Origin of the sequence: Leifsonia araucanica (assembly GCF_051161895.1) — a bacterium.
Lineage (GTDB): Bacteria > Actinomycetota > Actinomycetes > Actinomycetales > Microbacteriaceae > Leifsonia.
In genome coordinates, this window is sequence record NZ_JBMBTW010000002.1 from 1,191,136 (window position 1) to 1,207,722 (window position 16,587).

Annotated in this window: 16 protein-coding genes; 3 read left to right on the plus strand and 13 right to left on the minus strand. The window is 68.9% G+C overall.

From position 1 onward, the window contains the following. Positions 1-15: 15 nt before the first annotated feature. Both ACN6M5_RS05730 and ACN6M5_RS05735 read left to right on the plus strand, forming a co-directional pair. Complete coding sequence (locus ACN6M5_RS05730; protein ID WP_434948853.1) at positions 16-612, plus strand: DUF3043 domain-containing protein; 597 nt, start codon at positions 16-18, stop codon at positions 610-612. A gap of 2 nt (positions 613-614) precedes the next feature. Continuing rightward, positions 615-1,538, plus strand: a complete 924-nt coding sequence (locus ACN6M5_RS05735) for an RNase H family protein (protein ID WP_434948854.1) — start codon at positions 615-617, stop codon at positions 1,536-1,538. Here the strand turns inward: ACN6M5_RS05735 and ACN6M5_RS05740 are convergent. Genes ACN6M5_RS05740 through hisD form a run of 3 tightly spaced genes read right to left on the minus strand, consistent with a single transcriptional unit; the run spans position 1,503 to position 4,414 of the window. Then, the gene (locus ACN6M5_RS05740; protein ID WP_434948855.1) at positions 1,503-2,546 is read right to left on the minus strand and encodes a quinone-dependent dihydroorotate dehydrogenase; all 1,044 of its coding nucleotides are present in this window, start codon (positions 2,544-2,546) and stop codon (positions 1,503-1,505) included. The two genes, ACN6M5_RS05735 and ACN6M5_RS05740, sit on opposite strands and share 36 nt — an antisense overlap. Positions 2,547-2,572: 26 nt before the next feature. Next, a complete protein-coding gene (gene nrdR / locus ACN6M5_RS05745; protein WP_085367944.1) occupies positions 2,573-3,055 on the minus strand; it encodes a transcriptional regulator NrdR in 483 nt (160 codons plus the stop codon). A gap of 54 nt (positions 3,056-3,109) precedes the next feature. Continuing rightward, a complete protein-coding gene (gene hisD, locus ACN6M5_RS05750) occupies positions 3,110-4,414 on the minus strand; it encodes a histidinol dehydrogenase (protein ID WP_434948856.1) in 1,305 nt (434 codons plus the stop codon). Between the two features lie 63 nt (positions 4,415-4,477). On the opposite strand from hisD, the gene ACN6M5_RS05755 reads away from it, so the two are divergent. Continuing rightward, positions 4,478-5,038 carry a flavin reductase family protein gene (locus ACN6M5_RS05755; protein WP_168689641.1) on the plus strand — a complete coding sequence of 187 codons (561 nt, stop codon included), beginning with the start codon at positions 4,478-4,480 and terminating at the stop codon, positions 5,036-5,038. 7 nt (positions 5,039-5,045) lie between these two features. Here ACN6M5_RS05755 and dnaE read toward each other — a convergent pair whose 3' ends face one another. The 10 genes from dnaE to murC all read right to left on the minus strand — a co-directional run bounded on the left by dnaE (position 5,046) and on the right by murC (position 16,560). Next, a complete protein-coding gene (gene dnaE, locus ACN6M5_RS05760) occupies positions 5,046-8,516 on the minus strand; it encodes a DNA polymerase III subunit alpha (protein ID WP_434952323.1) in 3,471 nt (1,156 codons plus the stop codon). A 90-nt stretch (positions 8,517-8,606) separates the two neighbouring features. Further along, positions 8,607-9,527 carry an RluA family pseudouridine synthase gene (locus tag ACN6M5_RS05765; protein ID WP_085367952.1) on the minus strand — a complete coding sequence of 307 codons (921 nt, stop codon included), beginning with the start codon at positions 9,525-9,527 and terminating at the stop codon, positions 8,607-8,609. A 2-nt stretch (positions 9,528-9,529) separates the two neighbouring features. After that, a complete protein-coding gene (gene lspA, locus ACN6M5_RS05770) occupies positions 9,530-10,075 on the minus strand; it encodes a signal peptidase II (RefSeq protein WP_085367954.1) in 546 nt (181 codons plus the stop codon). Positions 10,076-10,106: 31 nt separating this feature from the next. Beyond that, on the minus strand, positions 10,107-10,982 hold the full coding sequence (locus tag ACN6M5_RS05775; protein WP_434948857.1) for a DivIVA domain-containing protein: 876 nt from the start codon (positions 10,980-10,982) through the stop codon (positions 10,107-10,109). Positions 10,983-11,132: 150 nt separating this feature from the next. After that, complete coding sequence (locus ACN6M5_RS05780; protein ID WP_085367958.1) at positions 11,133-11,429, minus strand: YggT family protein; 297 nt, start codon at positions 11,427-11,429, stop codon at positions 11,133-11,135. A gap of 112 nt (positions 11,430-11,541) precedes the next feature. Next, on the minus strand, positions 11,542-12,054 hold the full coding sequence (locus ACN6M5_RS05785; RefSeq protein ID WP_085367960.1) for a cell division protein SepF: 513 nt from the start codon (positions 12,052-12,054) through the stop codon (positions 11,542-11,544). 63 nt (positions 12,055-12,117) lie between these two features. Continuing rightward, on the minus strand, positions 12,118-12,819 hold the full coding sequence (locus ACN6M5_RS05790; RefSeq protein WP_434948858.1) for a YggS family pyridoxal phosphate-dependent enzyme: 702 nt from the start codon (positions 12,817-12,819) through the stop codon (positions 12,118-12,120). Beyond that, the gene (ftsZ, locus tag ACN6M5_RS05795) at positions 12,785-13,957 is read right to left on the minus strand and encodes a cell division protein FtsZ (protein WP_085367964.1); all 1,173 of its coding nucleotides are present in this window, start codon (positions 13,955-13,957) and stop codon (positions 12,785-12,787) included. Before ftsZ ends, ACN6M5_RS05790 begins: the two co-directional genes overlap by 35 nt. A 154-nt stretch (positions 13,958-14,111) precedes the next feature. Beyond that, positions 14,112-15,140, minus strand: coding sequence for an FtsQ-type POTRA domain-containing protein (locus tag ACN6M5_RS05800; RefSeq protein ID WP_434948859.1), 1,029 nt, complete (start codon positions 15,138-15,140; stop codon positions 14,112-14,114). A 10-nt stretch (positions 15,141-15,150) separates the two neighbouring features. Continuing rightward, the gene (murC, locus tag ACN6M5_RS05805) at positions 15,151-16,560 is read right to left on the minus strand and encodes a UDP-N-acetylmuramate--L-alanine ligase (RefSeq protein ID WP_434948860.1); all 1,410 of its coding nucleotides are present in this window, start codon (positions 16,558-16,560) and stop codon (positions 15,151-15,153) included. Between the last annotated feature and the right edge of the window lie 27 nt (positions 16,561-16,587).

Sequence of the window (16,587 nt, forward strand, 5' to 3'; positions counted from 1 at the left end):
ATCGAAGGCTTGACGTTGGCAAAACGAGAGAACCCGCAGGCGACCAAGGCAGAAGCCCCGGTCGTCGAGACCGCAGAAGAGACGGAAGAGCGTCTGAGGCAGGGCAAGGGCGCCCCGACCCCGACGCGCCGTGAGCAGGAGGCCGCCCGCAAGCGCCCCCTGGTGCCCGAGGACCGCAAGGAGGCCGCCCGCCAGGCCCGCGCGAAGACGGCCGAGGCCCGCGAGAAGGCGCGCGTCGGCATGGCCGCCGGCGACGACCGCTACCTCACCGCCCGCGACCGCGGACCGCAGCGACGCTACGTGCGCGACTACGTGGATGCGCGCTTCAGCATCGGCGAATACCTCATCCCGGTCATGCTGCTCGTGATCGTGCTCTCCTTCCTTCCCGGGTACTTCCAGGTCTACGGCCTGCTCGCGCTCTGGGCGTTCTTCGCCATCGCCGTGATCGACTGCTTCGTGCTCGGCATGCTGGTGCGCAAGCGCCTGCGCGAGAAGTTCGGAGAGAGCAAGGTCGAGCGCGGCGTGCGCTGGTACGCGGCTATGCGTGCTCTGCAGCTGCGCGTCATGCGCCTGCCGAAGCCGCAGGTCAAGCGCGGCCAGTACCCCAGCTGACCGTGACGATCGTCGCAGCGGCGGACGGCTCCGCACTGGGCAATCCGGGTCCGGCAGGGTGGGCGTGGTACGTCGACGACACCACCTGGGCGGCCGGCGGATGGCCGCACGGCACGAACAACCAGGGCGAGCTGATGGCCGTGATCGACCTGCTCGACTCCACGGCGCACCTCGATGAAGACCTGCGAATCCTGTGCGACAGCCAGTACGTCATCAACGCCGTCACCAAGTGGATGCCCGGCTGGAAGCGGAAGGGCTGGCGCAAGGCCGACGGCTCCCCCGTGCTCAACCGCGAACTGCTGGAGCGGCTGGACCGCGCTGTGCAGGGTCGCCGGTACACCTTCGAGTGGGTCAAGGGCCACGCCGGTCACGCGCTGAACGAGGCGGCCGACGTGCGCGCCCGCGCGGTCGCGACGGCGTACCAGAAGGGCGACCCCATCCCGATCGGACCGGGCTGGCCCGGCCGGACCCGCACGGACGAGGCGACGGGAGAGGTCATCGAGGCGACCGCGACTGCGACCAGCGGCCCGGCTCAGGAGAGCGTCGAGCTCGACCTGTTCGCCGACCTGGCGCCCGCGGAGACCGACGCAGAAGTCGTCGCCCGGCTGGAGCAGGAACTGCTCGATCCGGCCGTGCGCGCAGACGCCTCGCGCGTCGCGGCACTGCTGCACCCCGACTTCGAGGAGATCGGCCGCTCCGGACGCCTCTGGGGACGCGACGCCATCGTGCAGGAGCTGTCGGCGGAGACCGACGAGGCCGCAGCGGGTTTCGAGCTGCTCGGCACCGAGGCGCTCTCCCCCGAGATCATCCTGCTGACCGCGCGCACCATGGATGCGCGTGGCAGCTCGCTCCGCAGCTCGCTGTGGCTGCGGGTCAACGGCCGCTGGCGGCTACGCTTCCACCAGGGGACGCCGGAGGCGGAGTAGCCCGCGGTTGATCTGCCTCGCCCATAGCGGACCGAGGTAGAGGAACGCGGTGTATCCCTGCACCAGGGTGGCGCCGGCATCCAGTCGCGCCTGCACGTCGGCGGCGGACTCGACGCCGCCCACCGAGATGACGCACAGGTCGGCGGGCACGTTCGCGCGGATCAGCCGCAGGACCTCGAGCGACCGGTCGGCGAGCGGAGCGCCGGAGAGGCCTCCCGCTCCTGCGGCCTCGACGACGGCGGGGTCGGTGAGCAGCCCCTCGCGCGAGATGGTCGTGTTGGTGGCGATGATGCCGGCCAGGCCCAGGTCGACGACGAGGCCGGCGATCTTCACGACCTGCTCGTCGGTGAGGTCCGGCGCGATCTTGACCAGCAGCGGCTTCTCCCCCGCCACCTCCTTCACGGCGGCGAGCAGCGGGGAGAGGAGTTCGAGCTCCTGCAGTCCGCGGAGGCCGGGCGTGTTGGGTGAGCTGACGTTGACGACCAGGTAGTCGGCAACCGGGGAGAGGGCGCGGGCGCTGGTCAGGTAGTCCGCGGTCGCGTCCTCGACGGCGACGACCCTGCTCTTTCCGATATTGACGCCGAGCACCGGGCGGCGGCGCGTGCGCACGACGCCGAGCAGACGGTTGGCCGCGACGGCGGCGCCCTGGTTGTTGAAGCCCATCCGGTTGATGACCGCGCGGTCCGGGATCAGACGGAACAGGCGCGGCTTGTCGTTGCCCGGCTGCGCGATGGCGGTGATGGTGCCCACCTCGACGTGGCCGAAGCCCAGCTGACCGAGACCGATCACAGCCTCGCCGTTCTTGTCGAACCCGGCGGCGACGCCGAACGGCGAGTCGAACCGCAGTCCGAGCGCCTCGACGGCGAGCGACGGGTCCGGCGCGGTGAACCGGCGCACGAGGCGGCCGAGACCGAGCACAGGGAGAGCTCGGATGACCAGGAACGCCAGGTGGTGCGCGCGTTCGGGATCGAGCTTCGACAGGACGAGGGAGAAGAGTGTGCGATACATGCCTGTACGAGGATACCGGGCGTGGGTCAGGCTGTGCCCGCCTGCGCATCCACCGGTGCGCCGTGGTGCTCGATGCGCAGCTGCTGGATGGCGTCGTCGAAGTCGTCGAGGGAGTCGAAGCCCTGGTAGACGCTCGCGAACCGCAGATAGGCGACCTCGTCCAGCTCGCGGAGCGGAGGGAGGATCGCGAGACCGATGTCGTTCGCCTCGATCTGCGACGCACCGGTGGAGCGGATGGTCTCCTCCACCTTCTGCGCCAGCACGGCGAGGTCGGAGTCCGTCACCGGACGGCCCTGGCACGCCTTGCGGACGCCCAGCACGATCTTCTCCCTGCTGAACGGCTCGGCGACCCCGCTGCGCTTGATCACGCTGAGGCTCGCCGTCTCCGTGGTGGAGAAGCGCCGACCGCACTCCGGGCACTGCCGGCGCCGGCGGATCGAGAGGCCGTCGTCGCTCGTGCGGGAGTCGATGACACGGGAATCCGGGTGGCGGCAGAAAGGGCAGAACATGGTGACACCGATTCTACCGTCCGGCAGACCCCATCCGGGGGATGCTGCGGTGCTCTAGAGGAAACGCGCGGTCACGGCCTCGCCGTGGGCGGGCAGATCCTCGGCGCCGGACAGGGCGACGATGCGGTCGGCGACCTGCTGCAGGGCCGGTCGGTCGTAGCGGATGACCTGCTGCGGGCGCAGGAACGAGTACGCACCGAGTCCGGACGAGAAGCGCGCCTGACCGCCGGTGGGCAGCACGTGGTTGGAGCCGGCGAGGTAGTCGCCGAGGCTCACCGGGGAGTGCGGGCCGAGGAAGATGGCGCCGGCGCTCTCGATCCCGGCGAGCACCGCATCCGGGTTCTCGGTCTGGATCTCCAGGTGCTCGGGACCGTATGCGTTGCTGAACGCGGCGGCGGCGGCGAGGTCGTCGACCAGCACGATGGCCGACTGCTGGCCGGACAGCGCGGTGCGCACGCGCTCGGAGTGCTTGGTGGCGGCGGCGATGGTCTCCAGTTCCGCGGCGACGCGGTCGGCGAACGCGGGGCTGTCGGTGACGAGCACGGACGCTGCCGCCTCGTCGTGCTCCGCCTGGCTGACCAGGTCGGCCGCGACGAACCGCGCATCCGCCGTGTCGTCGGCGATGACCAGGATCTCGGTCGTCCCCGCCTCGGAGTCGATTCCGGTCTGGCCGCGGACGACGCGTTTGGCGGCGGCGACGTAGATGTTCCCCGGTCCGGTGATCACTTGCACGGGATCGAGCCCGATGTCCTCGACACCCCAGGCGAGCGCGCCGATCGCGCCTGCTCCGCCCATCGCGTACACCTCGTCGATGCCGAGCAGCCCTGCTGCGCCGAGGATGGCCGGGTGCACCGCTCCCCCGAACTCGCGCTGCGGAGGACTGGCCAGGGCGATGGATGCGACCCCGGCGACCTGCGCAGGCACCGCGTTCATCACGACACTCGACGGGTAGACGGCCTTACCGCCCGGAACGTAGAGCCCTGCGCGCTCGACCGGCTGCCAGCGCTGCACAACCGTTGCTCCCGGTCCGATGCGGGTCTCCGCGGCCGGAGGCACCTGCGCCGCCGTCGCCTCGCGCACGCGGGCGATGGCCTCTTCGAGCGCCTCCCGGACGTCGGCGGGAAGGTTCTCGACCGCGCGGTCGATGTCCTCCTGCGGCACCCTGATCGACGCCGGCGCTCCCCCGTCGAACCGCTCCGCCTGCGCGGCGAGGGCGGAGGAACCATGCGCCTTCACGTCTTCGATCAGACCGGAGGCGACGTCGAGTGCGACGGACACATCCACGACGGGACGGGGCACGAGGCGCTGGAACGCGGCACGGGTAGGCTGGATTCCGCGGAGATCAATGGTGTGCATCATGACCAGACAAGACTATCCGCAACCCGGAATACCCAGGAGCCCACCCGTGCTTGTTGTATACGTATGAATAGTTCGCCGCAGTCTCAGAACCCGACGCCCGAGCAGGCACCGCGGCCGTCCGACCGCATCGAGCCGGATGTCACGCCCGACCTGACCGCGTTCCGCCAGTCGTTCCGCCGGCATGCGGCGGGCGTCGCGATCATCACCGCTCTCGCGCAGGACGGCACGCCCGTCGGCTTCACGGCCACCTCGCTGGCGTCGCTGGCCGCCGTGCCGCCGCTGGCGACGTTCAACATCGCCCGCTCCGCATCGAGCTGGCCGGCCATCTCCGAGACCGACCGCGTGGTCATCCACATGCTCGGCGTGCGCAACCGCGCCGTGGCGGAGAAGCTTGCGGGCGACAACGCGCTCCGCTTCGACGGCGACCACTGGTACCCGGGCCCGCATGGCCTCCCCATCATCAAAGACGTGACCAGCTGGATGGTCGGCCGCATCGTCGAGCGCGTCTCCGTGCACAACAACGCGGTCGTGGTCGTGCAGATCGAGGACGGCGAGGTCGGAGACGACGACGCCGCCCTGCTCTACCACGAGCGCCGCTACCTCACCCCCGGCGAAACCGCCTGACCGGCCGCTAGACGAGGCAGTTGGGGCCGAGGAGGCCCTTCAGCTCGCCGTAGAGGTCGGCGCTGATGGTGACCGGCTTGGGGACCTCGAAGACGCGTGCGACCTGGCCCTTCACGAGGCGCAGGCGCACCTCGTTGTCGCCCGGGTGCCTGGCGAGCACCTCGGCGAGGGTGGTGACCGTGTCCGTCGTGGCCCGCTGGTCCGGCATCGTGATCATGAGGGGCCCCGTGCCGACGCTCTGACCGAGATCGGGCGTCATCAGGCTGAACGCGTGCAGGTTCATCCCGTCGTCGCGGAGGCTGACCCTGCCGCGCACCACGACGATCGCGTCGCCCTGCAGCATCGGCGAGAACTCCTGGTACGCCTTGCCCATGAACATCACGGTCAGCTCGCCGCCGAAGTCCTCGACCTGGATCATCCCGTACTGGTTGCCGGAGGCCTTCGCCACGCGGTGCTGCACGCTCGTGACGAGACCGGCGATGGTGACCGTCTCGCCGTCCTGGATGTTGTCGGAGCCGACGAGGTCGGCGATCGACGTGCTCGCCAGCTTGGCGAGCGGCAGTTCCAGCCCGGCCAGTGGATGGTCGGAGACGTACAGCCCGAGCATGTCGCGCTCGAACGCCAGCTTGTCGCGCTTGCCCCACTCCGGCCGATCCGGGATGTGGTGCTGCGACGCCGTCTGCTCGTCCTCGCCCCAGAGGCTGTCGAAGTCGAAGCCGACATCGCCGTTCGCCTCGTTGCGCTTGATCTTCACCGCGGACTCGACCGCGTCCTCGTGCACCTCGACGAGCGCCCGCCTGGTGTGGCCGAGCGAGTCGAACGCGCCGGCCTTGATCAGCGACTCCACCGTGCGCTTGTTGGCCGCGTGGATCGGGACCTTGGTGAGGAAGTCGTGGAAGGAGTCGAACCTGCCCTTGGTCTCGCGCGCCTCCCGCACGCCCTCGACGACGTTCGCCCCCACGTTGCGCACGGCGCCCATCCCGAAGCGGATGTCGGTGCCGACGGCGGCGAAATAGAGGTTGGACTCGTTGACATCCGGCGGGAGCACCTTGATGCCCATGCGGCGGCACTCGTTGAGATAGAGCGCCATCTTGTCTTTGGAATCTCCGACACTCGTCAACAGCGCGGCCATGTACTCGGCCGGGTAGTGCGCCTTGAGGTACGCGGTCCAGTACGAGATGACGCCGTACGCGGCGGAGTGCGCTTTGTTGAACGCGTAGTCGGAGAACGGGAGCAGGATCTCCCAGAGCTTGTTGACCGCATCCATCGAGAACCCGTTGTCGCGCATACCGCCCGCGAAGCCCTCGAACTGCTTGTCCAGCTCCGACTTCTTCTTCTTGCCCATCGCGCGGCGCAGGATATCCGCCTGGCCGAGCGAGAAGCCGGCGACCTTCTGTGCGATCGCCATCACCTGCTCCTGGTAGATGATGAGGCCGTAGCTGGTGGACAGGATCTCGGCGAGCGGTTCGGCCAGCTCGGGATGGATCGGCGTGATCTCCTGCAGGCCGTTCTTGCGCAGCGCGTAGTTCGTGTGCGAGTTCGCGCCCATCGGCCCAGGACGATATAGGGCGATGAGCGCCGAGATGTCCTCGAAGTTGTCCGGCTTCATCAGCCGGAGCAGGGAGCGCATCGGGCCGCCGTCGAGCTGGAACACCCCGAGCGTGTCTCCGCGGGAGAGCAGGTCGTACGCGCCGCGGTCGTCGAGCTCGAGGTCTTCGAGGACGAGCTTCTCTCCGCGGTTGGCCTCGATGTTGTCGAGGGCGTCGTTGATGATCGTGAGGTTGCGCAACCCCAGGAAGTCCATCTTGATCAGCCCGAGCGACTCGCACGCCGGATAGTCGAACTGCGTGACGATCTGGCCGTCCTGCTCGCGCTTCATGATCGGGATGATGTCGATCAGCGGGTCGGACGACATGATGACGCCCGCCGCGTGCACACCCCACTGGCGCTTCAGGTTCTCCAGCCCCAGGGCGGTGTCGAAGACGGTCTTGGCCTCCGGGTCGCTCTCCACGACCGCCCGGATGTCCACCGCCTCCTTGTAGCGCGGGTGGTTCTTGTCGAAGATCCCGGTGAGCGGGATGTCTTTGCCCATCACGGGCGGCGGCATCGCCTTGGTGAGCTTGTCGCCCATCCCGAACGGGAAGCCGAGCACGCGCGAGGAGTCCTTGAGAGCCTGCTTGGCCTTGATGGTGCCGTACGTGACGATCTGGGCGACGCGCTCCTCGCCGTACTTCTCCGTGACGTACTTGATCACCTCGCCACGGCGCCGGTCGTCGAAGTCGACGTCGAAGTCGGGCATGGAGACGCGGTCGGGGTTGAGGAAGCGCTCGAAGATCAGTCCGTGGCGCAGCGGGTCGAGGTCGGTGATGCGCATGGCGTACGCCGCCATCGAGCCTGCACCGGAGCCACGGCCGGGGCCGACCCTGATGCCGTTGCGCTTCGACCAGTTGATGAAGTCGGCGACCACCAGGAAGTATCCGGGGAAGCCCATCTGCGAGATGACGCCGATCTCGTAGTCCGCCTGCTTGCGGACCTCTTCGGTGATGCCTTCGGGGTAGCGTTCGTGCAGCCCTTTCTCGACCTCCTTGACGAACCAGCTCTGCTCCGTCTCGCCCTCCGGCACCGGGAAGCGCGGCATGTAGTTGGCGGAGGTATCGAACTTCACGTCGCAGCGCTCTGCGATGGCGAGCGTGTTGTCGCAGGCCTCGGGGTGGTCGCGGAACAGCTGACGCATCTCTTCCGCGCTCTTGAGGTAGAACTCGTCGGCGTCGAACTTGAACCGGTTGGGGTCGTCGAGCGTCGAGCCGGACTGCACGCAGAGCAGCGCGGCGTGACTCTTCGCGTCTGCGGCGTGCGTGTAGTGCAGGTCGTTGGTGGCGACGAGCGGGATGTCCAGCTCCTTCGCCAGCCGGATGAGGTCGGCCATGATGCGCCGCTCGATGCCGAGCCCGTGATCCATGATCTCGGCGAAGAAGTTCTCCTTGCCGAAGATGTCGCGGAACTCGGCCGCCGCCTTCTTCGCCTCCTCGTACTGGCCGAGCCGCAGCCTGGTCTGCACCTCGCCGGACGGGCAGCCCGTGGTGGCGATGATGCCCTTGGAGTAGCGGTTCAGCAGTTCCCTGTCCATGCGGGGCTTGAAGTAGTAGCCCTCCGTGGAGGCGAGCGACGACATCCGGAAGAGGTTGTGCATCCCCTCCGTTGTGGCCGCGAACATCGTCATGTGCGTGTACGCGCCGGAGCCGGAGACGTCGTCGCCGCCACCGTCGCCCCACCGGACGCGCGTGCGGTCGGTGCGGTGCGTGCCCGGCGTGAGGTACGCCTCCGTGCCGATGATCGGCTTGATGCCGGCCTCGGTGGCGGAGCGCCAGAAGTCGAAGGCGCCGAACATGTTGCCGTGGTCGGTGACGGCGACGGCGGGCATGCCCTGCTCGACGGCGGCGTCGACGAGCGGTTTGATGCGCGCGGCACCGTCGAGCATCGAGTACTCGCTGTGGACGTGGAGATGGACGAAGGAGTCGGTCGGCACTGTTTCTCCGGGTCGAGGTGAGGGCTTAAGACTACGTCGGACCTACGACGCGCGAAGCACGTCGAGAGCGTGTTGCAGATCCTCCGGGTATGTCGTGGTGAAGGTCACCCACTCCCCCGTCGACGGATGTTCGAACGCGAGCTGCACGGCGTGCAGCCACTGCCTGGTGAGGCCGAGCCTGGCCGACAGCGTGGGGTCTGCGCCGTACATGGCGTCACCGACGCACGGGTGCCGCTGGGCGGCCATGTGCACCCGGATCTGGTGGGTGCGCCCGGTCTCCAGGTGCACTTCGAGCAGGCTGGCCGACGGGAACGCCTCGATGGTCTCGTAGTGCGTCACCGACGGCTTCCCGCCCGCGACGACCGCGAACTTCCAGTCGGACTTCGGGTGGCGGCCGATCGGCGCATCCACGGTGCCGACCAGCGGATCGGGGTGGCCCTGCACGACCGCGTGGTAGATCTTCTCGACGGTGCGGTCGTGGAACGCCCGCTTGAGGTGCGTGTACGCCCGCTCGGACTTAGCGACCACCATCAGGCCGCTCGTGCCCGCGTCGAGCCGGTGGACGATGCCCGCCCGCTCCGCGGCACCGGAGGTGGAGATGCGGAACCCGGCGGCGGCGAGGGCGCCGAGCACCGTCGGTCCCTCCCAGCCGGCTGCCGGATGCGCTGCGACGCCGACGGGCTTGTCGATCACGACGATGTCGTCGTCGTCGTGCACGATCGTGAGCTCGGGCACCGCGATCGGGACGATCTTCACTTCGGTCTTCGGCTGCCAGCTCACTTCGAGCCAGCTCCCGGCGGAGAGCCGGTCGGACTTGTCGACCTGGCGGCCGTCGACGCTCACGCCGCCCGCCTCGGTGATCTCGGCCGCGAAGCTGCGGGAGAAGCCGAGGAGCTTGGCGAGGCCCGCATCCACCCGGGAGCCTTCGAGGCCGTCCGGGATGGGGAAACTCCGGGATTCCATGGCTAGCCGGCTGGCTTGTCGTGCGGGTCGGGCTCCGCTTCGGCGGCGACGGCTTCCGCCTCCGCCTCCTCTTCGTCGTCCGTGCGCTTGCCGTCCAGGCCGATGCCGCGGATCGTGAGGATGAGGAACAGCACCATGCTCGACACGATGGCCACGTCGGCGAGGTTGAAGATCGCCGGCAGGAGCGGGATCTGCAGGAAGTCGACCACGTGGCCGACCCCGAAGCCCGGCTCCCGGAAGAGCCTGTCCGTCAGGTTGCCGAGCAGGCCACCGAGCAGCAGCCCGAATAGGACCGCCCAGGCCGCCGACCGGATGCGCGGGGCGTACCAGATCACGAAGCCGAGGACACCGACGCCCACGATGGAGAAGATCCAGGTGGACCCGCTGCCGATGGAGAACGCTGCTCCCGCGTTCTTGACGAAGTTGAACTGCAACAGCTGGCCGAGCACCTCGACCCGCTGACCCTCATACAGGTTCTGCACCACCAGGACCTTGGCGATCTGGTCGACGAGGTACACGACGAGCGCGACGACGCCGAGGACCGCCAAGGCCCGGATGCTGACCTTGGCGCGGGAGCTACTAGCCTCCAAAGCCGGGGAAGACCGGGGGCTGCTGGCCCTGGTCCTGGCCGCTGGCGTTGTCGCCTGCGTTGGCGGAGACCGGGGCGGGGACCGCACCGGAGTTGACGTTGGCCGACGCGTCCTGCGAACCGGTGCGCGGCGCTGCGTAGCTGCCCGTGCCGGAGACCGACGAGCTCTCGAGGTCGCGGAGCTGACCCTCGATGTAGCCCTTCAGCTTCTCGCGGTACTCGCGCTCGAACGAGCGGAGGCCGTCGATGCGGCTCTCGAGTGCCGTGCGCTCCTGGTCGAGGGCGCTGATCTGCGCGCGCTGCTTCGACTCGGCCTCTGCGACGATGCGGGCGGCGGTGGCGTGCCCCTCCGCGATCAGCGAGTCGCGCTTCTCGATGCCCTCGCGCACGTGCTCCTCGTGCAGGCGGCGAGCCAGCTGCAGGAGGTTGTTGGTGCTGTTCGGGTCGGAGGCGTTGGCGTCCGGCGCGGTGTACGCGGCCGTGGCCGCGCCCGCTGCCGCTGCCGCCGCGACGGGGGCCGCCGCGGTCGCCGGGGCGGCCTGAGCGGCCTGCTGCGCTTCCGCGAGGCGCTGCTTGAGCTCCTCGTTCTCCTTCTGCAGGCGAGCGACCTCGCCGTTGTCGGCCGCGGGGGCCGCCGCGACGGGAGCCGGGGCTGCGCCGCCCTGACCACCGCTGCGCTGCAGTTCGGCGATGCGCGAATCGCTCGCCACGAGGCGCTGCTTGAGCTCCTCGTTCTCCTGGTTCAGACGACGCAGTTCGACGACGACCTCATCGAGGAAGTCATCGACCTCGTCCTGGTCATAGCCCTCACGGAACTTCGTCGGTTGGAACCGCTTGTTGACTACATCTTCCGGAGTCAGCGCCATGGCAAGCCACCTTAGATCTTGGGGTACGAACAAAAATTGCGTTCAGCCAACGCTAGCAAAGAGCGCTGGGGGTGCGCACTCCGCCGTCGCTCATCGGTCGTCGGCTCGTCAACACTACATCCCGAGCAACGCCCGACAGGCGACCGACTCTCAGGTAAGTCCGACAGTCACATACAGGCCGATGATGACCACCAGCATGGTGAGGCTCCAGCCGAAATCGATCGCGATCGGCCCCATCGACAGCGGAGGGATGATCCTGCGGAAGAACTTGATCGGCGGGTCCGTCACGACGTACGCGGACTCCGCGAGCACCAGGCCGAAGCCGCGGGGGCGCCATCCCCTGCTGAAGGTCCGCACCAGGTCGAGCACGAAGCGCGCCCAGAGCACGAAGAAATAGATCAGGAGCAGGTAGTACGCCACAGTGGCGACGATCGCGAGGACAAACACGAGTCTCAGTATGGACGAAAGCGCGCCGCCCCAGCTGGGAACGGCGCGCTCTCGGAGTGTCTGCGGCTATCGTTTCGCTCTCGGCGAAGCGGGCTCAGGCGTGGGTGAGGACTCAGGCCTGGGCGAAGAAGGAGGCGTCGACCTCCGCGTCCTGGCCGCCGTGCTCGCCGGAGACGACGACGTGCGACGGGGACAGCAGGAAGACCTTCGGCGTCACGCGCTCGATCTTGCCGTAGAGGCCCTGCGAGAGGCCGCTGGCGAAGTCGATCAGGCGACGCGCGTCTCCTTCGCTCATCTGCGACAGGTTGATGATCACCGGGATGCCTTCGCGGAAGGATTCGGCGATCGCCTGAGCGTCGCGGTACTGGCGGGGGTGGACCGTGAGGATCTCGTTCATTTCCTGTACCGAAACATTCCGTGCGGTGGACGATTTGCGCAGCGGGGTCACCGGAGCGCGACCGGCCACGGGAGCGACCGGTGCAGGGTGGGGGACGGGCGCGACGGGGGCCGGGTGCTGCTGCGGCGCCTGCTGGCGCTGCGGCTGCTCCTGAGCCTGCTCGTCGTACTCGAGCTCTTCGTCGGCGAGGCCGAGGTAGACCATCGTCTTCTTCAGCGGGTTGGACATGCGATCCTCCGTGTAGACCTGTGCGCCGTCGCTTTCCAGGCACGACGAACTTTCTCTTCGAGATTAACCGGGCTGCGGGCGATTCCCGGTAATGGCGGTGCCAATGCGAAGGTGTGTCGCCCCTTCCGCGATGGCGTCCGCGTAGTCCTGCGACATCCCGGCGGAGATGCTCACCGCATCCGGCGCGATCCGTCGAACGCGCTCGCTCGCCAGCCGGACGCGCTCGAACGCCCGCCTCGGCTGCTCGTCGATCGGAGCGACGGCCATCACACCGAGCAGACGCAGCCCCGGTGTGGCGAGGACGTGGTCGACCAGCGGTTCGAGATCGCGGTCGGCGACGCCGCCGCGTGCCGGATCGTCGGTGAGGTTGAGCTGCACGAAGCAGTCGACGTCCGACTCGTCGGAGCGCAGAGCATCCACCAGCGACACGCGGTCGACCGAGTGGATGACGGACGCGTACGCACGCGCCTGCCTCGCCTTCTTGCTCTGCAGCTGCCCGACGAAATGCCAGCGCAGGTCGAGGTCGGCGAGTTGCGCCGCCTTGGCCTGCGCCTCCTGGTGGCGGTTCTCCCCCACGTCGTGCACGCCGAGCCCGGCAAGCTCGCGCACGAGCGACGCCGGATGGAACTTGGTGACGACGATCGTCGTCAGTTCCTCCGGCGAACGCCCGGCGGCGCGGGCGGCATCGTCGATGCCGGCCCGCACGGCGCCGAGCCGCTCGGCGAGCGGACTACTTGAGGAAGTCGGGGATGTCGAGGTCGTCATTCTCGTCGTCGAAGGCTGGGTCCTTGGGCGCGGCGTCGGACACGGGGCTCTCCCCCGCCGACCAGGCGTCGGTGGACGGGGATGGGATGTCCTCGGCGTCGAGCGCAGCGGTGCTCGCCAGTCCGTCGTCGTCTCCCGCCTCCACGAAGGTGGTGCGGCGCGCTTCGGCGAGCTGCGTCTTGGCGTTCGGCTCTCCTCCGTCGAATCCGGCGGCGATGACCGTCACGCGCACCTCGTCACCGAGGGTGTCGTCGATGACGGCGCCGAAGATGATGTTGGCCTCCGGGTGCACGGCCTCCTGGACCAGGCGGGCGGCGTCGTTGATCTCGAAGATGCCGAGGTTCGAGCCACCCTGGATGGAGAGCAGCACGCCGTGGGCTCCGTCGATGCTCGCTTCGAGCAGCGGGGACGCCACGGCGAGTTCCGCCGCCTTGATGGCACGGTCGGCACCGCGCGAGGAGCCGATGCCCATGAGCGCGGAGCCCGCGCCCTGCATGACCGACTTCACGTCGGCGAAGTCGAGGTTGATGAGGCCCGGGGTGGTGATGAGGTCGGTGATGCCCTGGACACCGGCGAGGAGCACCTGGTCGGCGGTGGAGAACGCCTCGAGCATGCTGATCCCGCGGTCGCTGATCTCCAGCAGCCGGTCGTTCGGCACCACGATGAGGGTGTCGACCTCTTCCTTCAGGCGCTGCACACCGGCCTCCGCCTGCTCCGAGCGGCGCTTGCCCTCGAAGCCGAACGGCTTGGTGACGACACCGATGGTGAGCGCGCCGATCGACTTGGCGATGCGCGCGACGACGGGCGCGCCGCCCGTGCCGGTTCCGCCGCCCTCGCCCGCGGTGACGAAGACCATGTCCGCGCCGGCGAGCGCTTCCTCGATCTCCTCCGCGTGGTCCTCCGCCGCGCGGCGGCCGACCTCGGGGTCCGCTCCGGCGCCGAGCCCGCGGGTGATCTCACGGCCGACGTCGAGCTTGACGTCCGCGTCGCTCATCAGCAGTGCTTGCGCATCCGTGTTGATGGCGATGAACTCGACGCCGCGAAGCCCGAGTTCGATCATCCGGTTGACGGCGTTGACGCCGCCACCGCCGATGCCGACGACTTTGATCACGGCGAGGTAGTTCTGGTTTGATGTCACGTCCGGCCTCCACTGGGAACCTTCAACCTCAAGTCGAGGCTTAAAGTTATGCTCAGTATGCAATTCTTGATTCGACGTTAGGTGCGCACGGGCTCAGCCCCCGTAGCGCGCGGGGCGTGTCGGAAAAGTCGGCACGCATCCGGGCGATCTCGCCCTATCCCGTCGTCACGCTGTGCGGCGACGAGACATCGAAGGTGCTCGCGGTGGATGCGCTCTTCAACAGGGCGGACAGGTCCGCCGCCTTCAGATCCGAGTCCTCCGCGCTTCCCCACACCACTTTCGCACCGCTGTCGCGCAGAGTGAAGCTCACATCGTCCGCCGTCGTCGCCGAGATGGTGTCCACCCGCGCGAGCAGGTCGGCGGGAAGCGCTCCGAGCACCTCGGCGGCCGCCGCGAATCCCGACTTGGCGTCGCGCTCCGCCGCAGCACCGGATGCGGTGATCAGCGGGTAGCCGTCCTGCCTGGCCTGAGCGGTCGCGATCGACACCTTCGCCGCATCCACCAGGGTGAAGGTGTTCCCGCTCTGCAGCACGCCGATCGGCTGGCGTTCGACGATCCGGACGACGATCGTGTTCGGCGGGTGGCTCTCGACGCTGTAGCTCCTGATCAGCGGGAAGGCGGCCAGGTCGCCGCGGATCGCACCCTGGTCGACGAGCGGGAGCGGTTTGCCGAGCTGGTCGGAGAGCGCCTTCTTCACCGCGGAGACGTCGAGCCGGGAGGTCCCCGTGACGTCGATCGTGCGGAGCGCCATCAGCGGGGAGAACGCGGTCAGCGCGACGCCGAGCACGAGCGCGACCACCACGCCGGCGGCGGAGAACCAGGCGATCTTCCTGCGCCTGGACCGCTTGGTGAAGCGGCGGACCTCCCCGCGCTCGACCTTCGCCCTCTCCTTCCTGGCTCGGCGCAGCTCGCGGCTGATCTCGCGGTTGGAGGGAAGGCGGTCGTACGCGTCCGCGTGGCCTGTGGAGGGCTGCTGCGTGGGCTGCTGCGTGGGCTGCTGCGCCGTCTGCTGTGTCTTCTTCTGGGCGGAGGGCTGCTCATCCACCCGCGGCGGGATGATCGGGATGGGCTCGGTCGTCGCCGTGCTGCGCGGAGCCCTCCGCTCCGGCGCCTGCTGGGTCGGCGGCGCGACCGGCGGCTGCGCGGAGACAGCCGACGGGTCGAACCCCTGGGGACGCTTCACGACGGGACGGCTACTCTCGGACGCGGCGGAGCGAGTCGAGCAGCTGCGGGACGATGCGGTACACGTCGCCGCAGCCGAGTGTGATGACGAAGTCGCCGTCGCGGGCGATGTCGGCCGTGTGGTCGGCGGCGGCCTGCCAGTCCGCGATGAACGCGACGTGCTCCGGATGCGCGAAGCGGTCGGCGACGAGCGCCCCCGTCACGCCGGGCTCCGGGTCCTCCCTGGCGCCGTAGACGTCGAGGACGACCGTCTCGTCCGCGTACGTCTCGAGCGTCTCCGCGAACTCCTGCGCGAACAGGCGGGTGCGGCTGTAGAGGTGCGGCTGGTGCACCGCGATGATCCTGCCGGAGCCGACGACCGTGCGCGCAGCGGACAGGGCGGCGGCGACCTCGGTCGGGTGGTGGGCGTAGTCGTCGTAGACGCTCACGCCGCCGACGGTGCCGTGCAGCTCGAAGCGGCGCTCCGTGCCGCCGAACTCGGCGATGGCGGCGAGCGACGCTGCGGGATCGAAGCCGAGTCCGGTGAGCACGGCGAAGGCGCCGGCTGCGTTGATCGCGTTGTGACGGCCGGGCACGCGCAGCTGCGCGGAGTATTCCGCACCCTCGTAGGAGAGCGTGAAGGCGACGGGGCCCTCCGTGACGATGGAGTGGACGCGGACGACTGCATCCTGGGCCTCGCCGAAGGTCACGATGCGCTTGTCCGGCGCCTCGGCGCGCAGCTTCGCCGTGACGTGGGTGGCACCCGCGTCGTCGGACGAGACGACCACCAGCTCGCTCGCCTCGCGGGCGAACGTGACGAAGGCGTCCTCGAAGGCCTGCAGGGAGCCGTAGTGGTCGAGGTGGTCGGGATCGACGTTGGTGATCAGCGCGACCGCCGTGTCGTAGAGGAGGAACGAGCCGTCCGACTCGTCGGCCTCGACGACGAACAGTTCGCCGGAGCCGGCCTGCGAGCTCTTGCCGAGCGACTCGATCACACCGCCGTTGACGAAGCTCGGGTCTTCGCCCAGGCCGAGCAGACCCGTGACGATCATGCCGGTCGACGTGGTCTTGCCGTGCGCGCCGGCCACGGAGACGAGACGCTTGCCGTGGATCAGCCAGGCGAGCGCCTGCGAGCGGTGCAGCACCGGCAGTCCCTTGGCGAGGGCGAGCTGGTACTCCGGATTGTCCTGCCAGAGCGCACCGGTGACCACGAGCGTGTCCGCGTCACCGACGTTGGCCGCGTCGTGCCCGATCGCGATGGTCGCGCCGAGCTCGCGGAGGGCGAGGACGTTGGCGGACTCGCGGGCGTCCGAACCGGTCACCGTGTACCCGGCCTCGAGGAACAGGCGGGCGATGCCGCTCATGCCCGAACCGCCGATGCCCACGAAGTGCAGGGCGCCGAGCTCGTCGGGGAGCGTCATGGTGAGGTCGGGTTTGATCACGGGAACTGCTTTCGGTCGGGACGGAAT